Annotated in this window: 19 protein-coding genes; 9 read left to right on the top strand and 10 right to left on the bottom strand. The window is 60.4% G+C overall.

Features of this window, described 5'->3' with window-relative positions:
* The first annotated feature begins 53 nt into the window (after positions 1–53).
* Positions 54–995 carry a DMT family transporter gene (locus ACQZ60_RS12800; RefSeq protein ID WP_448735382.1) on the top strand — a complete coding sequence of 314 codons (942 nt, stop codon included), beginning with the start codon at positions 54–56 and terminating at the stop codon, positions 993–995.
* Here ACQZ60_RS12800 and ACQZ60_RS12795 read toward each other — a convergent pair.
* Positions 964–1,890, bottom strand: coding sequence for a DMT family transporter (locus ACQZ60_RS12795; protein ID WP_448735381.1), 927 nt, complete (start codon positions 1,888–1,890; stop codon positions 964–966). The genes ACQZ60_RS12800 and ACQZ60_RS12795 overlap by 32 nt on opposite strands.
* Before the next feature lie 193 nt (positions 1,891–2,083).
* Between ACQZ60_RS12795 and accB the strand changes: the two genes are divergently transcribed.
* The 6 genes from accB to ACQZ60_RS12765 are packed head-to-tail and all read left to right on the top strand — an operon-like array spanning position 2,084 to position 6,871.
* The gene (accB, locus tag ACQZ60_RS12790; protein ID WP_448735380.1) at positions 2,084–2,548 is read left to right on the top strand and encodes an acetyl-CoA carboxylase biotin carboxyl carrier protein; all 465 of its coding nucleotides are present in this window, start codon (positions 2,084–2,086) and stop codon (positions 2,546–2,548) included.
* Positions 2,545–3,936 carry an acetyl-CoA carboxylase biotin carboxylase subunit gene (accC, locus tag ACQZ60_RS12785; protein WP_448735379.1) on the top strand — a complete coding sequence of 464 codons (1,392 nt, stop codon included), beginning with the start codon at positions 2,545–2,547 and terminating at the stop codon, positions 3,934–3,936. Before accB ends, accC begins: the two co-directional genes overlap by 4 nt.
* Positions 3,933–4,373, top strand: coding sequence for an acetyl-CoA carboxylase biotin carboxyl carrier protein (locus ACQZ60_RS12780; protein ID WP_448735378.1), 441 nt, complete (start codon positions 3,933–3,935; stop codon positions 4,371–4,373). Before accC ends, ACQZ60_RS12780 begins: the two co-directional genes overlap by 4 nt.
* The gene (gene pxpB, locus ACQZ60_RS12775) at positions 4,370–5,083 is read left to right on the top strand and encodes a 5-oxoprolinase subunit PxpB (RefSeq protein WP_035264918.1); all 714 of its coding nucleotides are present in this window, start codon (positions 4,370–4,372) and stop codon (positions 5,081–5,083) included. Before ACQZ60_RS12780 ends, pxpB begins: the two co-directional genes overlap by 4 nt.
* Positions 5,080–6,078 carry a 5-oxoprolinase subunit C family protein gene (locus ACQZ60_RS12770; protein ID WP_448735377.1) on the top strand — a complete coding sequence of 333 codons (999 nt, stop codon included), beginning with the start codon at positions 5,080–5,082 and terminating at the stop codon, positions 6,076–6,078. Before pxpB ends, ACQZ60_RS12770 begins: the two co-directional genes overlap by 4 nt.
* A gap of 25 nt (positions 6,079–6,103) precedes the next feature.
* Positions 6,104–6,871 (top strand): 5-oxoprolinase subunit PxpA, encoded by a 768-nt coding sequence (locus ACQZ60_RS12765; protein WP_080819634.1) that lies wholly within the window; start codon positions 6,104–6,106, stop codon positions 6,869–6,871.
* Positions 6,872–7,023: 152 nt separating this feature from the next.
* On the opposite strand, the gene ACQZ60_RS12760 is transcribed toward ACQZ60_RS12765, so the two are convergent.
* From ACQZ60_RS12760 to ACQZ60_RS12745, 4 genes are read right to left on the bottom strand one after another with little or no spacing between them, the layout of a single operon-like run.
* On the bottom strand, positions 7,024–8,127 hold the full coding sequence (locus ACQZ60_RS12760) for an ABC transporter ATP-binding protein (protein WP_035225084.1): 1,104 nt from the start codon (positions 8,125–8,127) through the stop codon (positions 7,024–7,026).
* Positions 8,128–8,136: 9 nt separating this feature from the next.
* A complete protein-coding gene (locus ACQZ60_RS12755) occupies positions 8,137–9,213 on the bottom strand; it encodes an ABC transporter substrate-binding protein (protein ID WP_059757965.1) in 1,077 nt (358 codons plus the stop codon).
* Positions 9,214–9,238: 25 nt separating this feature from the next.
* Entirely contained in the window at positions 9,239–10,042 is an 804-nt protein-coding gene (locus tag ACQZ60_RS12750) for an ABC transporter permease (RefSeq protein ID WP_035264929.1), read from the bottom strand.
* Complete coding sequence (locus ACQZ60_RS12745; RefSeq protein WP_245285064.1) at positions 10,039–10,953, bottom strand: ABC transporter permease; 915 nt, start codon at positions 10,951–10,953, stop codon at positions 10,039–10,041. The genes ACQZ60_RS12750 and ACQZ60_RS12745 overlap by 4 nt, the downstream gene beginning before the upstream one ends.
* A 448-nt stretch (positions 10,954–11,401) precedes the next feature.
* Here ACQZ60_RS12745 and ACQZ60_RS12740 point away from each other — a divergent pair, with 448 nt between their 5' ends.
* Together ACQZ60_RS12740 and ACQZ60_RS12735 are read left to right on the top strand one after the other, a co-directional pair.
* Positions 11,402–12,604: a pyridoxal phosphate-dependent aminotransferase gene (locus ACQZ60_RS12740; RefSeq protein WP_035225097.1), complete on the top strand. Its 1,203-nt coding sequence runs from the start codon at positions 11,402–11,404 to the stop codon at positions 12,602–12,604.
* Between the two features lie 10 nt (positions 12,605–12,614).
* Complete coding sequence (locus tag ACQZ60_RS12735; protein ID WP_448735376.1) at positions 12,615–13,307, top strand: SDR family NAD(P)-dependent oxidoreductase; 693 nt, start codon at positions 12,615–12,617, stop codon at positions 13,305–13,307.
* A 63-nt stretch (positions 13,308–13,370) separates the two neighbouring features.
* Here the strand turns inward: ACQZ60_RS12735 and ACQZ60_RS12730 are convergent, their stop codons facing one another.
* The 5 genes from ACQZ60_RS12730 to ACQZ60_RS12710 form a co-directional block, all read right to left on the bottom strand.
* A complete protein-coding gene (locus ACQZ60_RS12730) occupies positions 13,371–14,276 on the bottom strand; it encodes a LysR substrate-binding domain-containing protein (protein WP_059757973.1) in 906 nt (301 codons plus the stop codon).
* 125 nt (positions 14,277–14,401) lie between these two features.
* Complete coding sequence (locus ACQZ60_RS12725) at positions 14,402–16,606, bottom strand: methyl-accepting chemotaxis protein (protein ID WP_448735375.1); 2,205 nt, start codon at positions 16,604–16,606, stop codon at positions 14,402–14,404.
* A 285-nt stretch (positions 16,607–16,891) separates the two neighbouring features.
* Positions 16,892–18,391, bottom strand: a complete 1,500-nt coding sequence (locus ACQZ60_RS12720) for an FGGY-family carbohydrate kinase (protein WP_448735374.1) — start codon at positions 18,389–18,391, stop codon at positions 16,892–16,894.
* The gene (locus tag ACQZ60_RS12715; RefSeq protein WP_269831165.1) at positions 18,384–19,226 is read right to left on the bottom strand and encodes a class I fructose-bisphosphate aldolase; all 843 of its coding nucleotides are present in this window, start codon (positions 19,224–19,226) and stop codon (positions 18,384–18,386) included. The genes ACQZ60_RS12720 and ACQZ60_RS12715 overlap by 8 nt, the downstream gene beginning before the upstream one ends.
* A 2-nt stretch (positions 19,227–19,228) precedes the next feature.
* Complete coding sequence (locus ACQZ60_RS12710) at positions 19,229–20,950, bottom strand: FAD-dependent oxidoreductase (RefSeq protein WP_448735373.1); 1,722 nt, start codon at positions 20,948–20,950, stop codon at positions 19,229–19,231.
* Between the last annotated feature and the right edge of the window lie 35 nt (positions 20,951–20,985).

Here is a 20,985-nt window from a genome sequence, read left to right as displayed (position 1 = left end):
CAGCCGGCTAAGGCTTTTCTCCGCTTCTTCCCCATGACACGGTTTGGGCTGCGATGGGGAGCGGGATGAATCCTAAGACCGGAATTTTGCTCAAGCTGACGGCCATGCTGGCATTCACAGTCATGTCCGCCTGCGTGAAGGGCCTGGACGGGGCGATACCCGTCGGCGAAGTCGTCTTCTGCCGGGGATTTTTTGCCCTCATCCCCCTCTGTCTCTGGTTCATCGCCTCCTCGGAGCGGATAACCGTTCCGGCCGCAAAGAACATCGGCAGCCTGCTCGCGGGTAGCTCGGCCGGTCTTGGCGGCATGTTCTTCGGCTTTCTGGCGCTCGCCTATCTGCCGCTGGTGAATGTGACGGTGCTGAGCTACACGACACCGCTTTTCACCATCATGCTGGCAGCGCTGCTTCTAGGCGAAAAAGTGCGGATATATCGCTGGTCCGCCGTGCTGACCGGTTTCATCGGTGTCTTCATCACGCTCTCGCCGAAACTGATCTTCGATACCGCCTCAGGCCCCGCTCAAATCGACAGCGTCGCGATGATCGGAACCGCACTGGCGCTGACCGGTGCGCTTTGCGCGGCCTTTTCCTCCATCGCCGTCCGCCATCTGAACAGTATCGAAAAGCCGTCCCGCATCGTGCTCATCTATACGCTGACGGGTGTGGTGGCCGGCCTCGCCACGCTCGGATTTGGATGGAAGATGCCGGATTTTCACCAGTTCCTGCTGCTCGCTGGCGGCGGCCTTGCCGGCGGCATCGGCCAGATCGCCATGACGCTCAGTCTGCGCCACGCCCAGGCCTCGCTGCTCGCGCCGTTCGATTACACCACCATGATATGGGCAATCGCCCTCGGTTATCTCTTCATGGCCGAAGTGCCGACAGGTGCGACCATCATTGGCGCCTTGACGGTCATCGCCGCAGGCCTTTTTGCGATGTGGCGCGAAAACCGGCTGGCGAAACAGGCTGTCAGGGAGCCGACAGCGTCAGCTGTTCCGTGACACGCTTTTTGTGCAGCCGCCTTTCCCGCCACAGCGTGAACAAACCGGCGGCAACCACAATGGAAGCCCCCAGAATGGTCGTCAGGGCCGGGACCTGATCCATGAAGGCATAACCTATCAACAGCGCCCAGATCATCGTCGTATAGTCGAACGGCGCCAGCAGCGAGGCCTCGGCATAACGCAGGCTGAGCGTCACCAATATCTGCGCGGTCCCGCCAATAAGACCGGTGCCGATCAGCAGGGTCCATTGCCACGCGGTCGGCATTTTCCAGCCCATGCCGATGCTGGCAAAGCCGATGAGTGTTGTAAGCAGGGTGAAATAGAAGATGATTGCGCCGGTATTTTCCGTCTGCGTCAAATGCCGAATCTGGATCATCGATATAGCGGAGAAAAAAGCCGCCGCCAGACCGAACAGGCCGCCGAGCATGGCGACGCCGGAACCGGAAGCGACATCCGAAACATCGAAGGAAAAATGCGGCGACAGGATCAGCACGATGCCGCAGAGCCCGACGACCACCGCCGTCCAGCGGTAAATCCTGACGACTTCCTTCAAAAGCAACACCGCCAGAATGACGGTGAAGAGCGGTGTCGCGTAGCTGATGGCCGTCGCGTCGGCCAGCGGAATATAGGCCAGCGCCAGATAGCTGAAGACCATGCCGCCGGTGCCGGAAAAACTCCGCACCAGATGGCCACCAATATGGCTGGTTGCCACCTGCCTTCGAAAACCGCCCTGAACCGCCATCCACAGACAGAGCGGCAGCATGGCCACCGCCGATCTGAAGAAGACCACCTGCCCGATGGGTATTTCGCCCCTGAGGCTGCTGATGCAGGCGCCCATCAGCACCAGAGCGAGTGCTGCGGAGATTTTGAGGAGAATGCCTTTGCGGGAATCCATGGTTCGTTCCTTCGGAGTCTTCGAACCGTTTCACCACGCGGCGGCGGGATATCAAACCGGAAAGCAATGTCCATAGGAACTTCGTCTGACCCCATCAATCCCGCCCCCATGGTAGCTATTGCTGATGGACAGGGTGCGGATTCCGCTCCGCCCGCCTGCCCCCGTGGGGACAAAAAAGACGTTGGAAACCAATATGGATCTGGAAAAGATCAAGAAACTGATCGAGTTCGTCGGCTCTTCGCGAGTATCCGAATTGACCGTGAGCCAGGAGGGAACCACGGTCCGGATCACTCGCGAAAACAATACCGTTTCGTCGCAGACGCCATCGTCGCTGCCGCGGCCCGTTGCGGTAGCCGAAACGGCATCCGAGACACCCCGCGCCGAAGAAAAGGCGCCGGCATCCGCCGCAGCCGCACCGGCGTCATCCGGCATCGTCGCAGCACCCTCATTCGGTCTTTTCCATCGCGCCCCGAGCCCGGGTGCGGCGCCTTTCGCCGAAGCCGGTGACGAGGTGAAGGAAGGACAGGAACTCTTCATCATCGAGGCGATGAAAGTGTTCAACACCGTGAGGGCCGAACGAAGCGGCAGGATCGCCAGATTTATCGCCAATGACGGCGAAGACGTCGAACTCGGACAGCCGGTGCTGGAGTTCGAATGATGGATGCGACACTCCCAAAGGTGGCTGAGACACGAGCATTCGACAGCGTCCTGATCGCCAATCGCGGCGAGATTGCCTTGCGGGTGCAGCGCGCCTGCCGTGAACTCGGTCTGAAGACCGTCATGGTCTATTCGGAAGCCGATAAGGACGCCGACTATCTGAAGGCGGCCGATACCGCCATCTGTATCGGCCCGGCCTCTCCCGCCCAGAGCTATCTCAACGTGCCGGCCATACTGCTTGCGATGGAGCTGACCGGCGCTGGCGCAGTTCACCCCGGCTATGGTTTCCTGTCCGAAAGAGCGTCTTTTTCGGAAGCCGTGGAGGCGGCGGGAGCGGTCTTCATCGGCCCGAGCGCCGACGCCATCCGCACCATGGGCGACAAGATCGCCGCGAAGCGGGCGATGATGGAGGCCGGCGTGCCCTGCGTGCCCGGCCCCGATTCCGCCCTGCCGGATGACATGGCCGAAGTCTCGAAAATCGCCGCCGAAATCGGCTACCCCGTCATCGTCAAGGCGGCCGGCGGCGGCGGCGGACGCGGCATGCGTGTCGTGCACGAGGCCTCCGCCCTTCAGGATGCCGTTCTCGTCACGCGCGAGGAGGCAAGCCGGGCCTTCGGGACGCCGGAACTTTATATCGAGAAGTTCCTCGACCATCCGCGCCATGTCGAAATTCAGGTTCTCTGCGATGGTCAGGGTGGCGGCGTCTGGGTGGGCCTGCGCGATTGTTCCATGCAGCGCCGACACCAGAAGGTCGTCGAAGAAGGCCCGGCCATCGGCATCCCGTCGGATGTCGCGGCTTTCGTCGGCAATCGCTGCGTCGAAGCCTGCCGCCAGATCGGTTATCGCGGGGTCGGCACCTTCGAGTTTCTTTACGAGAATGGCGAATTTTATTTCATCGAGATGAATACCCGCCTGCAGGTCGAACATCCGGTCACGGAAATGACCTCGGGCGTGGATCTGGTGCGCCAGCAGCTTCTCGTCGCTCTTGGCCATCCGCTCGAGATTTCGCAGGGGGATATCGTCTGCGAGGGCCATTCGATCGAATGCCGCATCAATGCCGAAGACCCCTATAGCTTCATTCCCTGCCCCGGCCTGATCACGGCGCTTCACCTGCCGGGCGGCCCCGGCGTGCGGGTCGATACCCATGTGACGGCAGGTTATCGGGTTTCGGCACATTACGATTCGTTGATCGCCAAGCTCATCGTCCATGCGCCGACCCGCGAACAGGCAATCCTGCGCATGCGGCGCGCACTTGGCGAAATGCGTATCGAAGGCGTTTCCACCAACCTGCCGCTGCACCGGGAAATATTGCAGGACCCGGCCTTTTCCGAAGGCGGCACGGATATTCATTACCTCGAGCATTGGCTTGCAGCGCGGAGTGCAAAGTGAAGCGACAGCCTGTTTCCATATCCCGCTACAGCGAGCCCGGCACGATTGCCGATCTTGCCGCTCACCTCGAACGCAATAACATCTCCGCCATTGAAATAGAGACGCCGGATGGATCATTGAAGATCGTCGCCATGGCAGGCGGTCAGGCCCCTGTCGCACAGCGGCCCATTGAAGCGGCCAAAGCGCCGGTAAAGGCGGGCGATATTCTTGCCCGTGCACCGATGGCCGGCATCTTCACGCCTGCGCATCCGCAGCGCCCCGACCGGGCGGTTCGGGCAGGACAATCCGTAGCGAAAGGCGAGATCATCGCATTCATCGCGGCCGGACCCGTGCTTGTTCCGGTCATCGCCGAAAAAGCCGGAACCGTCGGCGAAATCGTGACGGAAGCCGGCGCGCTTGTCGGCTATGGCTCCACCCTTCTCAAGACCGAAACATGATGGTGACGTCGATGAGCAACCTCCCGCTGAAAACGCCCCACCTCACCCCCGCCCATCTGGGCCTGCCGAAAATCTCGATGATCGGCAACAAGACCTTTCTGATCGAAGCGCCCGGCGAGCTGGACCTGCCCGCCCAGCGGCGTATCTGGGCGCTGACGCGCGCATTGAAGGACCGCCCCGAGGTGCTGGAACTCATACCCGGCATGACCAACCTCCTGATCGTGCTGCGCAGCACGCCTGAAGATGCCGGGCGTTTGCAGGACGAGCTTCTCGACATCTGGCAAAGGACGGCGGAGCTCGATCTTCTGGGCAAGACCATCGAGGTGCCGACCACCTATGGCGGTGAACACGCCATCGACCTTGCGGCGATCTGCGATTATTCCGGCCTGCCGGACAAGGAAGTCGTGCGCCTGCATTTCGAGCGGACCTATACGGTTTTTGCCGTCGGCAGTGCGCCGGGTTTCGGTTATCTCGGCGGTCTCGATCCGCGCATTTTCATGCCTCGCAAAAAAGTTCCGTCGCTTCGCATGTTGAAGGGCATGGTGACGATCGGCGGCATGCAGTCCGGCATCTCGGTTCTGACCGGGCCGAATGGCTGGAACTCGCTGGGCTTCACCGAAATCACCATGTTCGACGCCACCGCCGAACAGCCGGCGGTGTTGGCGCCCGGTGATCGCGTTCGTTTCCTTCCTGAAAGGATCGAACTATGATCCATATTCTTGCCTGCGGTCCGCTGAACACCGTGCAGGACCTCGGCCGCGCCGGTTACCGCAATATCGGCATCACCGCCACGGGCGCGATGGATCCAATCGCGCTCAGGGTCGGTAATATTCTCGTCGGCAACGGCGAGGATGCCGCCGCGATTGAAATCCAGACCTTTCCTTTCCGCATTGAATTCGAAGAGGCGTTGACCTTCTCCGTAACCGGTGCGGATTGCGCTGCCCGGCTCAATGGTGCCGATCTGCCGCCCTATTGGTGCGTTAGAGCCGAGAAGGGGCAAACCCTTGAGCTTTCGACGCCCATGAAAAATGCGCGCGCCTATCTCTGCCTTCAGGGCGGCATAGACGTCCCCGTGGTCATGGGATCACGAAGCACCTCGCTTCGCGGCTCCTTCGGCGGCCATGAGGGACGCCATCTCACCACCGGCGACAGGCTGTCCGTTCTGCCATCCGCACCACCGGCGCTGCCGGCAAGCGGCCTCGGCGTCATGCCGCTTGCCGAGGCGATGCCGGACATGTTTCCGGTATCCGACAAGGGCGAATTGCTGCTGAGAGCCATTCCCGCCGCCGAACATGATCTTTTTGGCGAAGGTGCGGAACGTTTCTGGTCCGAAGCCTGGAAAATCACCTCGCAAAGCGACCGCACCGGCTACCGGCTTGCCGGCACGCCACTTATGCTTTCGGCTCCCGTCGAGTTGCGCTCCTATGGCGTCATTCCGGGCGTGGTTCAGGTGCCGCCGGGCGGCGAGCCGATCATCCAGATGAGCGACGCCAACACGGCCGGCGGCTATCCCAAGATGGCGGGTATCATCGACAGCGATCTTTGGCGGCTCGGACAGGCGCGCATCGGCAGCCGCATCCGCTTCGTGCAGGCAACGGTGCACGAGGCGCTGGAGGTCGAAAAGGCGATCGACGCCTATTTCGCGGGTATCCGCAAAACCCTGCCGCTGGTTACCGCCGCACTCGGCACGCTGACAAAACGATAATCCTGAAAAACACGGAGAGGGAACCATGAAGATCGATGTTAATTCCGATATGGGCGAAGGTTTCGGCGTCTATAAGGTCTGCGACGACGAGAAGCTTATGGAAGTCGTCTCTTCGGCGAATATCGCCTGCGGATTCCATGCCGGCGATCCGGAAATGATGGCGCGCATGGTGCGTCTCGCCAAACAGAACGGCGTCGGCGTCGGCGCCCATCCGGGCCTTGCCGACCGTCTTGGCTTCGGCCGCCGCGAAATTCCCGTCGATGCGGAAGAAATGGAACAGCAGGTTCTTTACCAGCTCGGCGCGCTCTCGGCGATTGCCAGGGCGCAGGAGGTTGCGCTCTCCCATATCAGCTTCCATGCCGCCATGGGCAACATGATCAACCGCGATGCGGCGCTTGCGGAGCGGATCATGAAAAAGATCAAAGCGGTCGACCCCGATCTCATCGTCTTTTCGATGCCGGACATGCTGATCGAAAAGGCGGCTCTGGATTGCGGGCTGAAAGTGCTCAACCTCTTTCTCGCCGACCGCGCCTATGATGTGAAGGGCCAGCTCGTGCCACGCAAGCTGCCCAATTCCGTCATCAAGGAAGAGGGAAAAGTTCGCGCACGCGTGCGCCAGTTTCTGGAAAAAGGCACGGTCACGACCATCGAGGGCGAGACCATCCCCGTTCGCGCCAGATCGATCCTCGTTCATAGCGATACACCTGGCTCGCTGGAGCTTGCGCGCACGGTGCGCAGCGAAGTGGAAGCCTGCGGCGGTAGTGTCGTGCCGGCTCGCGAAGTGGTCGCCTGAAGCGGCATACGCCTCATATCCTGAAGCACAAAAAGCACGGCACCGCATTCCATGTCAGGAGCGCGGTGCCGTAATTTTGTCGGCTATGGAATACGAAACGGATTTCGATCCGTCGCCAGCCGGGCCGCCTGAGCGACCCGGCCGCGAATTCATCAATTCAGCTGGATCACGTGATTGCTGTCGCTCGTCCAGCTCAGTCTCACCCGGTCGCCAGCGGCGCTGACGGCATTGGTGAAACCTTCCGTCTGGGTCTGCCGGTAGGCGATCATAGGCTCGCCATTGTCCAGACGCAGGTAATAATGCAGCATGAAACCGCGATAGACGACCTGCTCCACCCGCGCCGTGGTGGAATTGCTGGCGTTTTCACCTGCGTCCACCGCAAGCGGTGAGACCGAGATCGCTTCGGGGCGAACGGTGACGACGACCTTATCGCCCTGAACCGCCCCCATATCCTCGACATCGAGCCGCACGCCGGAACCGGTGACCAGTCTTGCGGAACGACCATTGCGCTCCGCCACGCTCGCCTCGAAGAAGTTCGAGGCGCCGATGAAACCCGCGACGAAGCGTGTCAACGGCTTCTGGTAGATTTCGCCAGCCGGTGCGATCTGCTCGAGATTGCCATCCCGCATCACGGCAATCTGGTCGGCCATGGTAAGGGCCTCGTCCTGATCATGCGTCACCATGATGGTGGTGAGGCCAAGCCGCTGCTGCAGGCTACGGATCTCGACCTGCATGCTTTCTCTCAGGCCCTTGTCGAGTGCGCCGAGCGGCTCGTCGAGAAGCAGCATCGACGGTTCGATCACCAGCGCGCGCGCCAGCGCCACACGCTGCTGCTGACCGCCGGAAAGCTGCACCGGCAGTCGGTCGCCGAAGGCGTGCAGCTGAACGAGATCGAGCGCCTGTTTCACGCGCCCTTCACGATCGGCCTTCGAGATGCCCCGCATCTCCAGACCGAAGGCGACGTTTTCGGCAACGGTCATATGGGGAAACAGGGCGTAGTTCTGGAAAAGCATGCCGACATTGCGGCGGTGAACCGGGGTGCGCGTGGTCGGCTTGCCGCCGACCACGATTTCACCCGAGGTGGGATCGACAAGCCCCGCAATCATGCGCAGGCAGGTCGTTTTCCCGCATCCGCTCGGGCCGAGAAGCGCCAGGATTTCCCCTGCCTTGACGGTAAGCGAAACATCATCGACAGCAACGACCTGACCGCTGTAATGTTTGGTCAGTCTTTCCAGGCGGACTTCTACGGATTTCATCAGCGTTCCTCAGCCGTTAAAGGTCTGGTTGTATTTTTCGAGCCATTGGGCGCGGCGCGGAATGATGTATTTCCAGTCCGGCGTGAAGAGGTTGAGCGATTCCATCTTCGCTTCCGGGTAGGCAAGGAACTTCGCCGTATCTGCGCCGAACTCGATGCCCTTGACGGAGGGGGCACTCAGCGTCGCTTCCGAAAGCATCTTCTGCACGCCCGGATCGAGAATGCGGTTGATATAGGCAAGCGCGAGATCGCGGTGCGGTCCGCCCTTTACCAGCGCGATGGAATTGATGCCGGTGAATGCGCCTTCCTTCGGGAAGGTCATGTCCAGCGGCACGCCCTTCTTGGTGTGCGGATAAACCGCCTTGGAATATTCGATGCCGCCGAAATCCGCCTGGCCCTGCGCCACCATCATCGTCTGCGCTTCCGCGTCGTATATCGAGAGCACGTTCGGCTTCAGCTCGGCGAGTTTCGCCCAGCCGGCATCCGTATCATATTGCGCCTCTTTCAGCGGCTTGCCGGTCGCAAGGGCGGCCGCCACCATCAGCATCAGAACGCTCTGGGTGTTCTTCGGTGTGTTGAGAAGCATGCGGCGGGCATATTTCTTGTCGAACATCTGTTCGTAGCTTTCGAACGGCTTGCCCGTCGTCGGATTATAGAACAGGCCGGCAATCGAGATTGCAAAACCGACGCCGAAATTGTCTTCGAAAAGATAGCGCGAATAGACGTTCTTGAGGTTGGGGATTTCGTCCGCCGGCAATTGCTCGATCAGGCCTTCCTCCTTGGCCTGCGGAACGCCGACATCGTCCATCGACATCACGCTATATTGCGGATTTTCGCGGGTGGCGCGCAGCGTGGCGATATTGGCGAGCGTCGCGCCTTCGGTCGTCAGCACCCGGCACTTATATTCCTTTTCGAAAGCCGGGATCACTTCCTTCTTGATCAGCCCGCCCTGCGCCGAATTATAGACGCCGACATACATGGTGCGGTCCTGTGCGGAAGCCGCGGTGTAGAAATAGGGTGTGGCGAGCGCGCCTGCGGTGACTGTCAGGAAACTGCGCCGTTTCATGATGATGGTCTTGTCTGTCATTTCCGGTACCCCTCTTGTTGTTGATTTACATAGCCATTGCCCGGCGCAGACCCACCAGCCTGTCGAGGACGAGCACGACGGTCACCGCCAGAAGGATGATGATGGTGGACATGGTCGCGACCGAAGGATCGAAGACCGTGCCGATCTGGCGATAGAGAACGATGGGCACCGGCAGGTTCGCGGAATCCGCCAGCCACATCGAAACGGGATAATTGTCGAAAGAAACCATGAAGCAGAAGATCGAGCCGGAGGCGACGCCGGGCGCGATCTGCGGAAAGATCACCCGCGTGAAAGTCTTCCAGCGTGTAGCACCAAGCGTGCGCGCCGCCTCCTCGAGGCTGACATTGACGAGCTGAAGGCTGGTCAGCACCGTGCGGATCACATAGGGCGACGTCACGACGGTGTGGGCGATCAGAAGCTTCAGCTTGGTATCCATCCAGCCATAGCCGGAGAAAAGCTGCAGCAATGCCAGGCCGGTCACCAGCACGGGAAAGATCAGCGGCGAAAGCAGCAGCCCCTTCATCAACGAGCGGCCGATGAATTTTCCACGGGAGAGTGCGAAGGCTGCCGGAACGCCGAGCGCCAGTGAAAGAATGGTGGTCGCCACCGCCAGTGCTGCACTGAAGGTGAGGCCGGCGGTAAATTCCTCGTTCTGCATTACCGCCGCATACCAGCGGAACGTGAAACCCTGCGGCGGGAAGGTGACGAAATAACTGTCGGAAAACGAGATGGCGACGACGAGGATGATAGGAGCCAGGATGAAGACCATCATGGCGGCGGTGATCGCATAAAGGACGATCGCGGGAGTGCCGGTCAGCTTGTTGTTCATGACGCGCTTGCCTTGATACGACGCCCGCCGAGCAACCTCATCGAAACGGCGTTGATCAGAATGACGATGAAGACGAGGATGGTGGCAATCGTGGCGCCGAACGGCCAGTCATAGACCGCGAGAACCTGCTGTTCGACCATGTTGCCGAGCATCTGCGAGCCGGGACCGCCGATCAGGGCAGGAATGACGTAGGATGCGGAAGCGAGCGAGAACACCAGCGTGAAACCCGCTAACAGACCGGGAAGGCTGAGCGGGAAGGTGATCCTCAGGAACACTTTCCATGCCGGCGCGCCCAAAGTCCTGGCGGCCTGCTGCAGATTCGGATCGATCTTTCCGAGAGCCGAGGACAGCGGCAGCACCATCATCGGGAAGAAAATGTGCAGGGAGCCGATAACCACGGCGGCATCCGAAAACAGCAGCGTCATGGGACTGTCTATGATGCCCAGATTCATCAGAACGTAGTTCAAAAGGCCGGTCGGACCGTTGCCGAGAATGAGCTGCCACCCATAGGCGCGCACCACGACGCTGACGGCAAGCGGCGCGATCACGATCAACGTGATGATACGGGTCGTGACGATATTGCCGCGCACGAGAACGGTCGCAACCGGATAGGCCAGTATCGCCGCAAGAACCGAGGTGATCAGGCTGATGCGGATCGTCGCCCAGAGGACCTTCTGGTAAAGATCCACCTCGAAAAACCTGACATAATGGGCAAGCGTGAAGGGGGAACCGATCAGCCCCTGCGAATTCTGGGTCATGACGCTGAAGCTCATCAGCCGAACCGCCGGCCAGAAGAAAAAGATCAGCAGAAAGATCAGCAGCGGCAGGATGAGGATGCCGGGCGAAAACAGCCGACGCTCGAGGGCCTTCCAGCCGGAAACTCCACGGCGTGGCGGGGCATGTGGTTCCATGATCGCAATATCCGACATCTATACTCCCGTCGCGTTGAATACGGCACGAGGCATCGCTTTGAGCCGAACGAGATCGTCCAGGCCCTATGACTAGAATTTGCTGGGTGTGCTCCCTGTCGAGGCATCCGGTCTTTTGCCGGCGCCTGTCGCATATTTCTGCATTTTCGCGCCGGTTACCTCTTTGGGTAACATTGCCCGACGCGTCGTTCCCTTGTTGTTGCGCCAAGCTTAGGGGCTAAGCCGACGGGCTGCATAATATTTTATTCCTCTGAGGTCATCGCATACGCATATGGACTGCCCACCCCATTTTGGTGGCGATGCATCAAAATCCCGTATGACCTCACATCGAAGTCGTATTGGGGAAACGGCCGAAAATTCCCGTAACCTCCTTGTCATGCACTGGCGTCGCGACGATGCCTGTCTTCACCGTTACAATCGGAAATAATCCATGCCCACCATCGCCCAACGCCTTAACAACGTCACCGTGTCAGCTTCGCTCGCCATGACCCAGAAAGCCCGCGATCTTGCCGCTCAGGGCATCAAGGTCATCAGCCTGTCATCCGGCGAACCGGATTTCCCGACCCCTGCCCACGCGGTCGAGGCGGCGCATGCGGCGGCCCTTGCCGGCGACACGAAATATCCGCCCGCCGACGGAACGCCGGCGCTACGGGCCGCGATCCAACGGAAGTTCAAGCGCGACAATAATCTCGATTACGATCCGAGCCAGATTCTGGTGGCGGGCGGCGGCAAGCAGATCATCTTCAACGCCATCATGGCCACCTGCGACCCGGGCGATGAAGTCGTCATTCCCGCGCCGTCCTGGATCAGCTATGCCGATATCGTGAAGTTCGCGGGCGCCGTGCCCGTGCCGGTGGTTTGCCCGGAGAATAACGGTTTCCGCCTGCGCGCCGAAGATCTCGAAGCCGCCATTACCCCGAAGACCAAGTGGCTGCTTTTCAACTTCCCCAATAACCCCACGGGCGCCGCCTGCTCCCGCGCGGAAATGAAGGAAATCGCCGAGGTCATGCTGCGGCACCCGCATGTCTGGATCATGACCGACGACATGTATGAGCACCTGATCTATGACGACTTCGAATTCTGCACCATCGCCGAAGTCGAGCCGCGCCTCTATGATCGGGTCCTGACCGTCAACGGCGCATCGAAAGCCTATGCCATGACCGGCTGGCGTCTCGGCTTCTGCGGCGGCCCGAAGGATCTCATCAAGGCCATCAGCAACGTCAATACCCAGAACAGCGGCGGTGTCGCAACCATCGTGCAGGCTGCCGCCGTCGCGGTTCTCGACGGCCCGCAGGATCTGCTGAAGGAGCGCGCCGATATCTACAAGACGCGTCGCGACTTCGTGCTCGGCAAGCTTTCGGAAATCGAGGGGCTTCGCTGCCACAAGCCGGAAGGCGCCTTCTATATCTTCCCGAACATTGCCGCGCTGATCGGCAAGACGACGAAGGGCGGCACGAAGATCGAGAACGATACCGATTTCGTCATGGCGCTTCTCGCCGAACATCATGTTGCGACAGTGCAGGGTGCGGCCTATGGCCTGAGCCCCTTCTTCCGGCTTTCTTATGCCACCAGCATGGAGAACCTTGCCGAAGGCTGCGCCCGCATCGCCGAATTCTGCAATGGAATGAAATAGGGAGAACAGCATGTTGGGAGGAAGTGGCCGTGTCATCATGGTTTCCGGCGCATCGCGGGGCCTTGGCCTTGCGATCGCCAAAAGGCTTCACGAAGCCGGTTTTACCGTCGCGGCGGGAGCGCGAAATCCGGCCGCCGTTGCGGTGAAGGACCGGCTTTCGGCCGATCGCTACGATGCGGAAGAGGCTGGCTCGGCAGAGGCCTGGGTTGAGGCGGTTGCCGCCAGATATGGCCGGATCGACGGGCTGGTGAATTGCGCCGGCATCAACCCCAAAGTCAAAGTCATGGATACGGGCGAAGAAAGCCTCGACCAGATGTGGCGCATCAACGTCAAGGGTCCGCTGAGGGTCACGCGTGCCGCCATTCCCCATCTCGTAAAAACCGGACAGGGCAGGGTCTTCAATGTCGCCTCGCTGGCGGGACGCCGCGTGGGGTCGAATGTGGGTTATGCGATGACGAAATTCGCCGTCGTCGCCCTCACCCATGGTATCCGGCAGGAGTTGTGGGACAGCGGCGTGCGTGCCACCGCGCTTTGCCCCGGCTATATCGCAACCGATATGACCGTTGGCGAAACGGAAGTCAGCCGCGAGGATATGACCCAGCCGGACGATCTCGCCGAAATGGTGGAAACCCTGCTCCGCCTGCCGAACAATCTTTCGGTGGCGGAATTGCTGGTGAATTGCCGCAAGGAAGCAATGCTTTGATCTTTTCTGCGCGCGGCACCGACAAACGATGCTGCGCGTGGCTTTAAAACCGGCCTGACACTTCTATTTCAGGGTCTCCGCCAGTTGCAGCAATATCTCCTTCACGGCAAGCGCCGGCTCGGAGAGCGGCGTATTGTCCGATACGCAGAAGGACAGCGTTTCCTCGATCATCGGGCTGGCGATCTGCCTGACGACGATGTCCTCATTGGATTCCGCCACGATACGGTCGGCGATGGCCTTGGGCGTTATGGTCGCGCCAAGCCCTGCATCCACGCCGCGCGCGATGGTCCTTACCGATTCCAGCTCCGCCATCACGATCAGATCTTTGCGGCTGCGGGTGAAGGCAAGATTGATGGCGCGGCGCACGAAATTATAGGTCGGCGGCAGAAGGAAGGGCAAAAACGCCAGATCGGCGACCGTGATCGGCGCATCGCCCGGTTCCACGCCGAAGCTGCGATGTACGACCAGAACGAATTCCTCACGCAACAGCGGCGTGAACTTGACACCCCGGATCGGCCCGACGCCGTGGATCAAACCCATTTCCAGACGGCCGTTCATGATCATCTGGCTATAGGGCTGGCTGACGCTTTCGGTGATGTGCAGCAGAATGCCGGGATGAAGCCGCTTGGTTTCCTCCATCAGACGCAGCGAAAGCGTGGCGGCGCTGCTGAAGGGCGCAAGACCCACCGATACCTTGCCGGAAAGCACAGCGCCCGCTTCGAGCGCCTCCGCCTGCGCCTGCTCCATCTGCCGCAAAATGACCTGCGCATGCCTGTAGACGACCTTGCCGGCATCGGTCATGACCACGCCCTGCTGGCTTCGGGTCAGCAGTTTCTGGCGGAAATGCTCCTCGATGCTTGCCAATTGCTGGCTGAGCGCCGGCTGGGCAATATGCAGCACATCGGCCGCTCTTGTTATGCTACCCATATCGACAATCGTGATAAACGATTTCAGGCGCCTGATATCCATCTGCTGTTGATCATCCCATTACTTGCTTGCAGGAAATAAGATGCTCAATTTGCAGACAAAGTCCATCTTCCATTTCCCCGCCGTGCCCATCGGTGCTGATGGACACAGCCGCTCAGGGCGCCCAATCAGGCCGCCTTCAGAGACCCCCGATGCACACCTGTTCCCTGACCGAGCTCAAACTGACCGAGCAGCCGGTTCAGCGCATCGACCTCCGTTGCCAGCGTGTGGCTTGCGGCGGTCATCTCCTCGACCATCGCGGCATTTTTCTGCGTGTCCTGATCCATCTGGTTAACGGCGACGTTGATCTGCTGGAGGCCGGATGACTGTTCCTGCGCGGATTCCACGATCGCGGCGACGTGCTGGTTGATCTCCTGCACTTCGGCAACGATGACATCGAGCGCCTTGCCTGTATCGCCGACAAGATGTACGCCCTCTTCGACCTGCTGGTTTGACTTGGTGATCAGCGACTTGATTTCCTTCGCCGCAGCGGCGGAGCGTTGGGCAAGCTCGCGCACTTCCTGCGCCACCACGGCAAAACCCTTGCCCGCCTCACCGGCACGCGCCGCTTCTACCCCGGCATTCAGCGCCAGCAAATTCGTCTGGAAGGCAATCTCATCGATCACGCCGATGATGCTGGAAATTTCGTTCGACGATTTTTCGATCCGCTCCATCGCCATCACGGCCTGACGCACGACCTCACCCGACCGTTCCGCGCCGATGCGCGTGCGGGAAACCAGCCGGCCCGCCTCATGCGCACGGTTCGCGGCGTCTTTTACCGTTGTCGTAATCTCTTCAAGGGCCGCAGCGGTTTCTTCAACGGCCGCCGCCTGCTGCTCCGTTCGCCGCGCCAGATCATCGGACGCCGACTTGATTTCATTGGCGCCGGCGTCGATGCCGGAGGCGTTTTCCGATACCCGCAGAAGCGCGTCCTGCAATTTCCCGGCCGAGCCGTTGAAATCGCCACGCACCGCGTCGAGCTGCTCGACAAAGGGATTGTCGATACGGCAGGAAAGGTCGCCGTCAGCGAGCTTCGCCAGCGCATAAGCCAGGCTGTCGACGGCAAAGCGGATGCTGACCGCCTCATCGACGGCCCTGCGTTCCCGGGCAGCACGCTCTTCTTCGCCAAGCGTGCGGTTGGTCTCGGCCTCCTGTTCCAGCGAGGCCTTCTGTCGATTGTTTTCGCGCAGAACATCGAGAGAGCGGGCAAGATCGCCGATTTCGTCCCTTGTCCCGATATCCTTCAGTGTCAGATGAAGATTTCCCTGTGCAATCTTGGCGGTCTCATCGATGATGTTTGCAATGCGCCCGATGAACCGCCGCGCGATGAACCATCCCGCCAGGGCCAGCAGCACGGTGGCCGTCACGATGGTCAAAGCGGCGTCACGCATCATGGCATGCAGCTGCGCAAACACCGTTTCTTCCGGCACCGAGATGATTGCGTACCATTTCATGTCCTGGGTAAGCATGACGGGCAAGGCGATGGCGAAGGACGCCGTTCCATCCTGCGCGGTGATCTCGCGCTCCGCACCGGGATTTGCAATCAACTGGTCCCAGCCAGCGGTCTGCGCACCGCCGTCCGCGAGGCTTTTTCCCATGATCGCCGCATCGGGATGACTGATGATCTTGCCGCCGCCGCTGACTAGGCTGACGAAACCTGTTCCCATGGGCCGCACCGCCGAAAGCGCCTTGCTTGTTTCATCGAGCGACAGGTCGAGGCCGGCGACCCCCTGAGGTTTACCATCGACCATGACCGGCTTGGCAATCGAGGTAATCAGGACTTCCTTGCCGTCGATTGCATAGGAATAGGGCTCGACGACAACCGTTTTCTTCAGGGTGAAGGGCAATTGATAATAATCGCCCGGGCCTGCGGTGGCATAGTCCGTCAAAGCGGTGTTGCCTATTTTGCCCCCGCTGCGCACCCAATAGGGTATGTACCGGCCGGTCGCGTCATGCCCTTCCCTGTTGGCGAAATCCGCATCCTTGCCGTCAAACGCGTTTGGCTCCCATCCGGTCCAGAGACCGAGCACATCGGGGTTGTTTGCCAGCATGTGGTGAATGATCTGATCGGCCTTACCACGATCGGCATCGCCTGACTGCTTCATCGATTCCAGAACCGAGGCGAGGCTGTTGACGATATGGATCGTGCCGCCGATATTCTTTTCGGTCGCCAGGGCTTCGCTATGGGCGATCTGCCGCATACGCTCGAGATTGTTGGCCCTGGTATCCTCAATGGACCGATAAAGCAGCATGGCCGAGGCCGCGATTGTCGCAAAGACGCCGCATGCGGCGACCGCAAAAATATTCCGACCCGTTGTCGATTTAAAAAGCATATCCCATCCCCCAAAACTATGCTGCGACGGTGGCGAGAGTTACGGGTGCGTGCGCAACTGTTGGCGACCGGGCTGGAGGGTGAGATTAAGAAGTTATGTTTAAAATTTACTTTCAATTCTATTTTTCAAGCGCCATAAACAAACATCAATACTTTATAAAGTTGCAATATTAAAGTATATACAAACTATTGCGCGATATCCTCACCCCCTGCACAGATACTTTCTCTCTGCGCAGGGGCTCTGATTGATGCGGGGCGCGCGATTGCGCCCTGCAGAAACCGGAGACTATTGCGGTAACCGCAAAGCGCTCCAGAAGCCACGCAACTGCGCGGTCAATTCTGCATAGAGACCGTAGCGCCGCCCATAGTGCGAGACTTGCGCAGCATCGGGCCGGTAAGCATTCGCAACCCGTGTCATCGCCGCAACCGCCTCCTCATAATCAGGATAAAGCCCAATCGCCACGGCCGCGCCAATGGCCGCGCCGAGCGCGCCCGTCTCGCGGGCTTCCGCGACACGCAGGGGAATTTCCAGAACATCCGCCATGATCTGCGGCCAATGCTGGCTGCGGGAACCGCCGCCGGACATCACGGCGCTTTCCACCGGCAATCCCGCTTCGCGCAGGACGCCGATATGGCGGCGATGTTCGAAACACACCCCTTCGAACAGGGCCCGCAGCATGTGACCTTCGCCGTGCCATCCCGCGAGGCCGTAAAAGCCGCCACGAAATTCCGCACCCAGCCGCGAGCCGAAAATGAACGGGTGAAAGAACGGATCGTCGGCGCGCGGTGTGACCGAGCCGACCAATTCGTTGCAGCGCTCGAAAGCATGGTCGCCATGGTCGCCGCGAACACGGTGCACGTACCATTCGAGGTTGGCGGCGGAGGTGGCGCTGGATTCGATATTGACATAGCGGTCACGGCCGAAGGTGGTGACCATGAAGACATCGGGACTGATGACCGGCTTGTCCGCGAAAACCTGATTGATGCTCCAGGTGCCGGCGATGATGGAAGCTTCCCCGGCATTGATGACCCCCGACCCCATGGCACTGGAGACCACATCGAAGAAACCGCCGATGACGGGCGTGCCTTCGGACAGTCCCGTCATAGCCGCAGCCTCGCCCGTCACCTGGCCAACGATGTCAGCCGATTCCACGCGACGGGGGAAGAACTCGAACGCGTCCTCAAGATCGTAAAGCGACAGAAGCTCGCGGTCGAGCCGCGCTTCCGGCAAGGCAAGCAGCCCCGCGCCACTGAGATCGGAAATATCGTTGGCAAGGCACCCCGTCAGGCGGAAATTGACGAAATCCTTGCAGAACAGGACCGTACCGGTCCGGGCATAGAGATCGGGGGCATGTCGCTTCACCCAAGCCAGAAGGCTGGGTGTTTGCGCAGGCCATGGCCGCTGCAGGCAACGGGCCTGCAATTGCGCTCCGCTTTTCCGGTCAAGCTCGGCCGCCACATCGGCAGCACGGCTGTCGAGCGACTGGATGCCGATCAGGGGCTGCCGGTCCTTGTCCAGAAGGTAAAGGCCATTGCCGTGGCCGGCGCAGCCCACTGCCAGGATGCTGCGGGGATCGACGGACGATTTCACCAGAAGCTGGCGGATCGCCTCGCAGCCGTTCCGCCATAATTCCTCGAGATCGCGCTCGACGTAGCCAGGCTGCGGAAATGTCGACTGTCCGTCGATGGCGTGTTGCGCAACCTGCCGGCCTTCCGTGTCGAACAGCACGGCCTTGATGACCGTGTTGCCGACATCGAGACCCAGTATGTGATTTTTGTCAGCCACGATTATAGATATCCCATGCTTCCTCGCCACCCGCACCCTGATGGATGATGGCCATCAACGCCGCAACGACGGCCTTGGGATTGTCGTGCTGGTAAATATTGCGCCCGTAAACCATCCCGTTCGCACCTTCGGCCACTAGAGCCGCCGATTTCGTAAGCACGTTACGCAAGTCCTCACGTCCCCCACCCCGCACCAGCACCGGGCACCGCGCGGCTTCGATCACCTTGTGAAAATCATGCGGATCGCTGGTCGGATCGGCCTTGATGATATCGGCTCCCATTTCCGAGGCAAGGCGTACCAGCGTGACGATCTTTTCGGCGTCGCCATCCACCTGATAACCGCCGCGCACATCATTGGGCAGCATCACCAGCGGCTCGATCATCAGCGGCATACCGAAACGATGGCAATCTGCCCGCACGCGGCTGATGTTTTCGACGCATTGACGAAACAGCTCCGGCTCATCCGGCAGCATGAACAGGTTCACGACGACGCAGGCGGCGTCCATTTCCAGCGCACCGATGATCGGGTCCTGATGGTTCTGGAGCTGCGACCACATGGTTCTGTGGCGCGTGGAATTGTAAGGGTTACCCATGTCGATACGCATGACGAGGGCCGGCTTGTCGCGCTCCGGCCTCTGCTGCAGCAGATCCGCCTGCCCATAGGCCATCTGTATGGCATCGGGACCGGCCTCGACCAGCCTGTCCACGGTCTGCGCCATATCCTCCAGCCCGACAAGGAAGCTCGGCTCGTTGCAAACCCCGTGATCGATGGCCACATCCAGGCAGCCGCCATTGCGGAACAGCCGGTTCATGCGCGCCTTTTTCGAAATCCGCATCATCATGCATTCTCCTTGCATCTGTGTTGAAGCATTGCCGGCGTGACCCCATAAAAAGTCTCCAGCTCATGGATAAGCCGCTGCCGTTCCGCCGCCGCCTGGGTGGCCGGCCAGCCAAGCTCGCGGGCCGCAACGGCGAGGATCGCGTCGATCAGATCGGCGTCGATGACGCCGGTGATGGCGAGCGTCGTGCGCCGCAGGGCGAGATCGGTCAGGTGTCGCACGTGTTCGAAGCGGATCAGCCAGACCACCTCCGCGGCCGTGATCGGCGATTTTTCTGAAAGCCGCACATCATCCGCACGGCCCCGGCAAAAGCCCATCAGATCGAAGGCACGGGAGCCGTAAGCCAGAGCCAGATGCTCCGCCCGGTCTCCGGCAATCGAAAATTCCTCCGACAGCAAGGCGGGCAGGGTGCTGGCACCGGTGGGAAAATTCCTGCCGCCGCCGATCGGGCGGTCCATGGTGCCGGTCAGCCGCCGGCGTCCAAGAAAGGCCAGAACCTCGTCGGTCACCTGTTCGCCAAAAGCCCTGAAAGTGGTCCACTTGCCGCCGATCATGCAGAGCTGCGGTGGATCGCCCGCAACGCGGTGGATGAAATGGCTGCGGGAAATTCTTCCGGTAAAGGCGGCGTCGCTGCGCGGCAGCGGGCGTATGCCGCTGAAACTGAAGACGATGTCGGAATGGGTAATGGCAATCTGCGGAAAGACCTGCCGGATCGCGTCCAGAATATAATCCCGTTCCTCGGGCTCGCAGCGCACCCGCTCGGGGCGATCCACCTTGATATCGGTTGAGCCTGCGAGAACCCGGCCGAGATAGGGAAAGAGGATACAGACGCGATTATCGTCATTCTCGAAGAAGATCATATGGCCGTTCAGGGCCTTCAAAAGCGCCTCGTTGGCAATGATCAGATGCGATCCCTTGGTTCCGGAGACGGTCGGTTTTGCTGTCTCCGCCGGGGGTGCAGCCAGCGCGCCAATCGTCTCGTCGATCCAGGCGCCGGTCGCATTGACGACGATCCTTGGGCGGATGGGCAGGGCTTCATCCACGCCCTCCAGTCGAAGACGATACTCGTCACCGAGACGGACAAGCTCCGCATAGTTGAGCGCAATGCTTTGCGGCGCATCGGCACGGGTGTCGATCAGAAGCTCCAGAGCCAGCCGCTCGGGCTGGCTGATCCACGCATCGTAATAGGTGGCCGAGTACCTGATCTCCGGCGTCAAATCCGGCCAATGCTGCAAAGTCCCGTGCGCACCACGAAAAGCGTGACGGGGCAGGATACGGTTTTTGCGGGTGACGAAATCATAGAGCATCAGACCCGCCTTGATGGCGAGAGCGCCCCGGCTTGCGGGTTTTCCGCCGGAACCGGCAAAGGTTGCCGCCGCGTTGAACAGGCCGCTGAAAGTCGAAAAGATCGGGATCGTGGTCGGCAGCGGATGAACCATATGCGGCGCAAGCCTGAGAAGCGCATCCCGCTCGCGCAACGATTCTGCCACGAGGCCGAATTCACCGTTTTCGAGATAACGCAGGCCACCATGGATCATGCGTGAGGGTGCGGCGCTGCAACCGGAGGAGAAATCGTTGCGCTCGACCAGCAGCACCCGCAGCCCCTGCAAGGCGAGATCGCGATAGGCGGCAATTCCGTTGATACCGCCGCCGATAACGACGGCATCGAAATCACCATCGAGCCGGATACGGCGCAGAGCGTCCTCGCGAAAACTGGGCATAGAAATACCGTTCGCCGGCTGATGACCAGCGTCCC

The organism is Agrobacterium sp. 22-223-1, from assembly GCF_053522385.1.
This window is presented reverse-complemented; position numbering and strand designations above follow the sequence as displayed.

Excerpts from the sequence above, each read along its gene's own strand:
- ACQZ60_RS12760 (WP_035225084.1), bottom strand. The coding sequence starts at position 8,127 with ATGAAATCCGTAGAAGTCCGCCTGGAAAGACTGACCAAACATTACAGC.
- ACQZ60_RS12740 (WP_035225097.1), top strand. The coding sequence starts at position 11,402 with ATGCCCACCATCGCCCAACGCCTTAACAACGTCACCGTGTCAGCTTCG.
- ACQZ60_RS12725 (WP_448735375.1), bottom strand. The coding sequence starts at position 16,606 with ATGCTTTTTAAATCGACAACGGGTCGGAATATTTTTGCGGTCGCCGCA.
- ACQZ60_RS12800 (WP_448735382.1), top strand. The coding sequence starts at position 54 with ATGGGGAGCGGGATGAATCCTAAGACCGGAATTTTGCTCAAGCTGACG.
- ACQZ60_RS12730 (WP_059757973.1), bottom strand. The coding sequence starts at position 14,276 with ATGGATATCAGGCGCCTGAAATCGTTTATCACGATTGTCGATATGGGT.
- accC (WP_448735379.1), top strand. The coding sequence starts at position 2,545 with ATGATGGATGCGACACTCCCAAAGGTGGCTGAGACACGAGCATTCGAC.
- pxpB (WP_035264918.1), top strand. The coding sequence starts at position 4,370 with ATGATGGTGACGTCGATGAGCAACCTCCCGCTGAAAACGCCCCACCTC.
- ACQZ60_RS12770 (WP_448735377.1), top strand. The coding sequence starts at position 5,080 with ATGATCCATATTCTTGCCTGCGGTCCGCTGAACACCGTGCAGGACCTC.
- ACQZ60_RS12735 (WP_448735376.1), top strand. The coding sequence starts at position 12,615 with ATGTTGGGAGGAAGTGGCCGTGTCATCATGGTTTCCGGCGCATCGCGG.
- ACQZ60_RS12710 (WP_448735373.1), bottom strand. The coding sequence starts at position 20,950 with ATGCCCAGTTTTCGCGAGGACGCTCTGCGCCGTATCCGGCTCGATGGT.
- ACQZ60_RS12765 (WP_080819634.1), top strand. The coding sequence starts at position 6,104 with ATGAAGATCGATGTTAATTCCGATATGGGCGAAGGTTTCGGCGTCTAT.
- ACQZ60_RS12715 (WP_269831165.1), bottom strand. The coding sequence starts at position 19,226 with ATGCGGATTTCGAAAAAGGCGCGCATGAACCGGCTGTTCCGCAATGGC.
- ACQZ60_RS12755 (WP_059757965.1), bottom strand. The coding sequence starts at position 9,213 with ATGACAGACAAGACCATCATCATGAAACGGCGCAGTTTCCTGACAGTC.
- ACQZ60_RS12745 (WP_245285064.1), bottom strand. The coding sequence starts at position 10,953 with ATGGAACCACATGCCCCGCCACGCCGTGGAGTTTCCGGCTGGAAGGCC.
- ACQZ60_RS12750 (WP_035264929.1), bottom strand. The coding sequence starts at position 10,042 with ATGAACAACAAGCTGACCGGCACTCCCGCGATCGTCCTTTATGCGATC.
- ACQZ60_RS12795 (WP_448735381.1), bottom strand. The coding sequence starts at position 1,890 with ATGGATTCCCGCAAAGGCATTCTCCTCAAAATCTCCGCAGCACTCGCT.
- accB (WP_448735380.1), top strand. The coding sequence starts at position 2,084 with ATGGATCTGGAAAAGATCAAGAAACTGATCGAGTTCGTCGGCTCTTCG.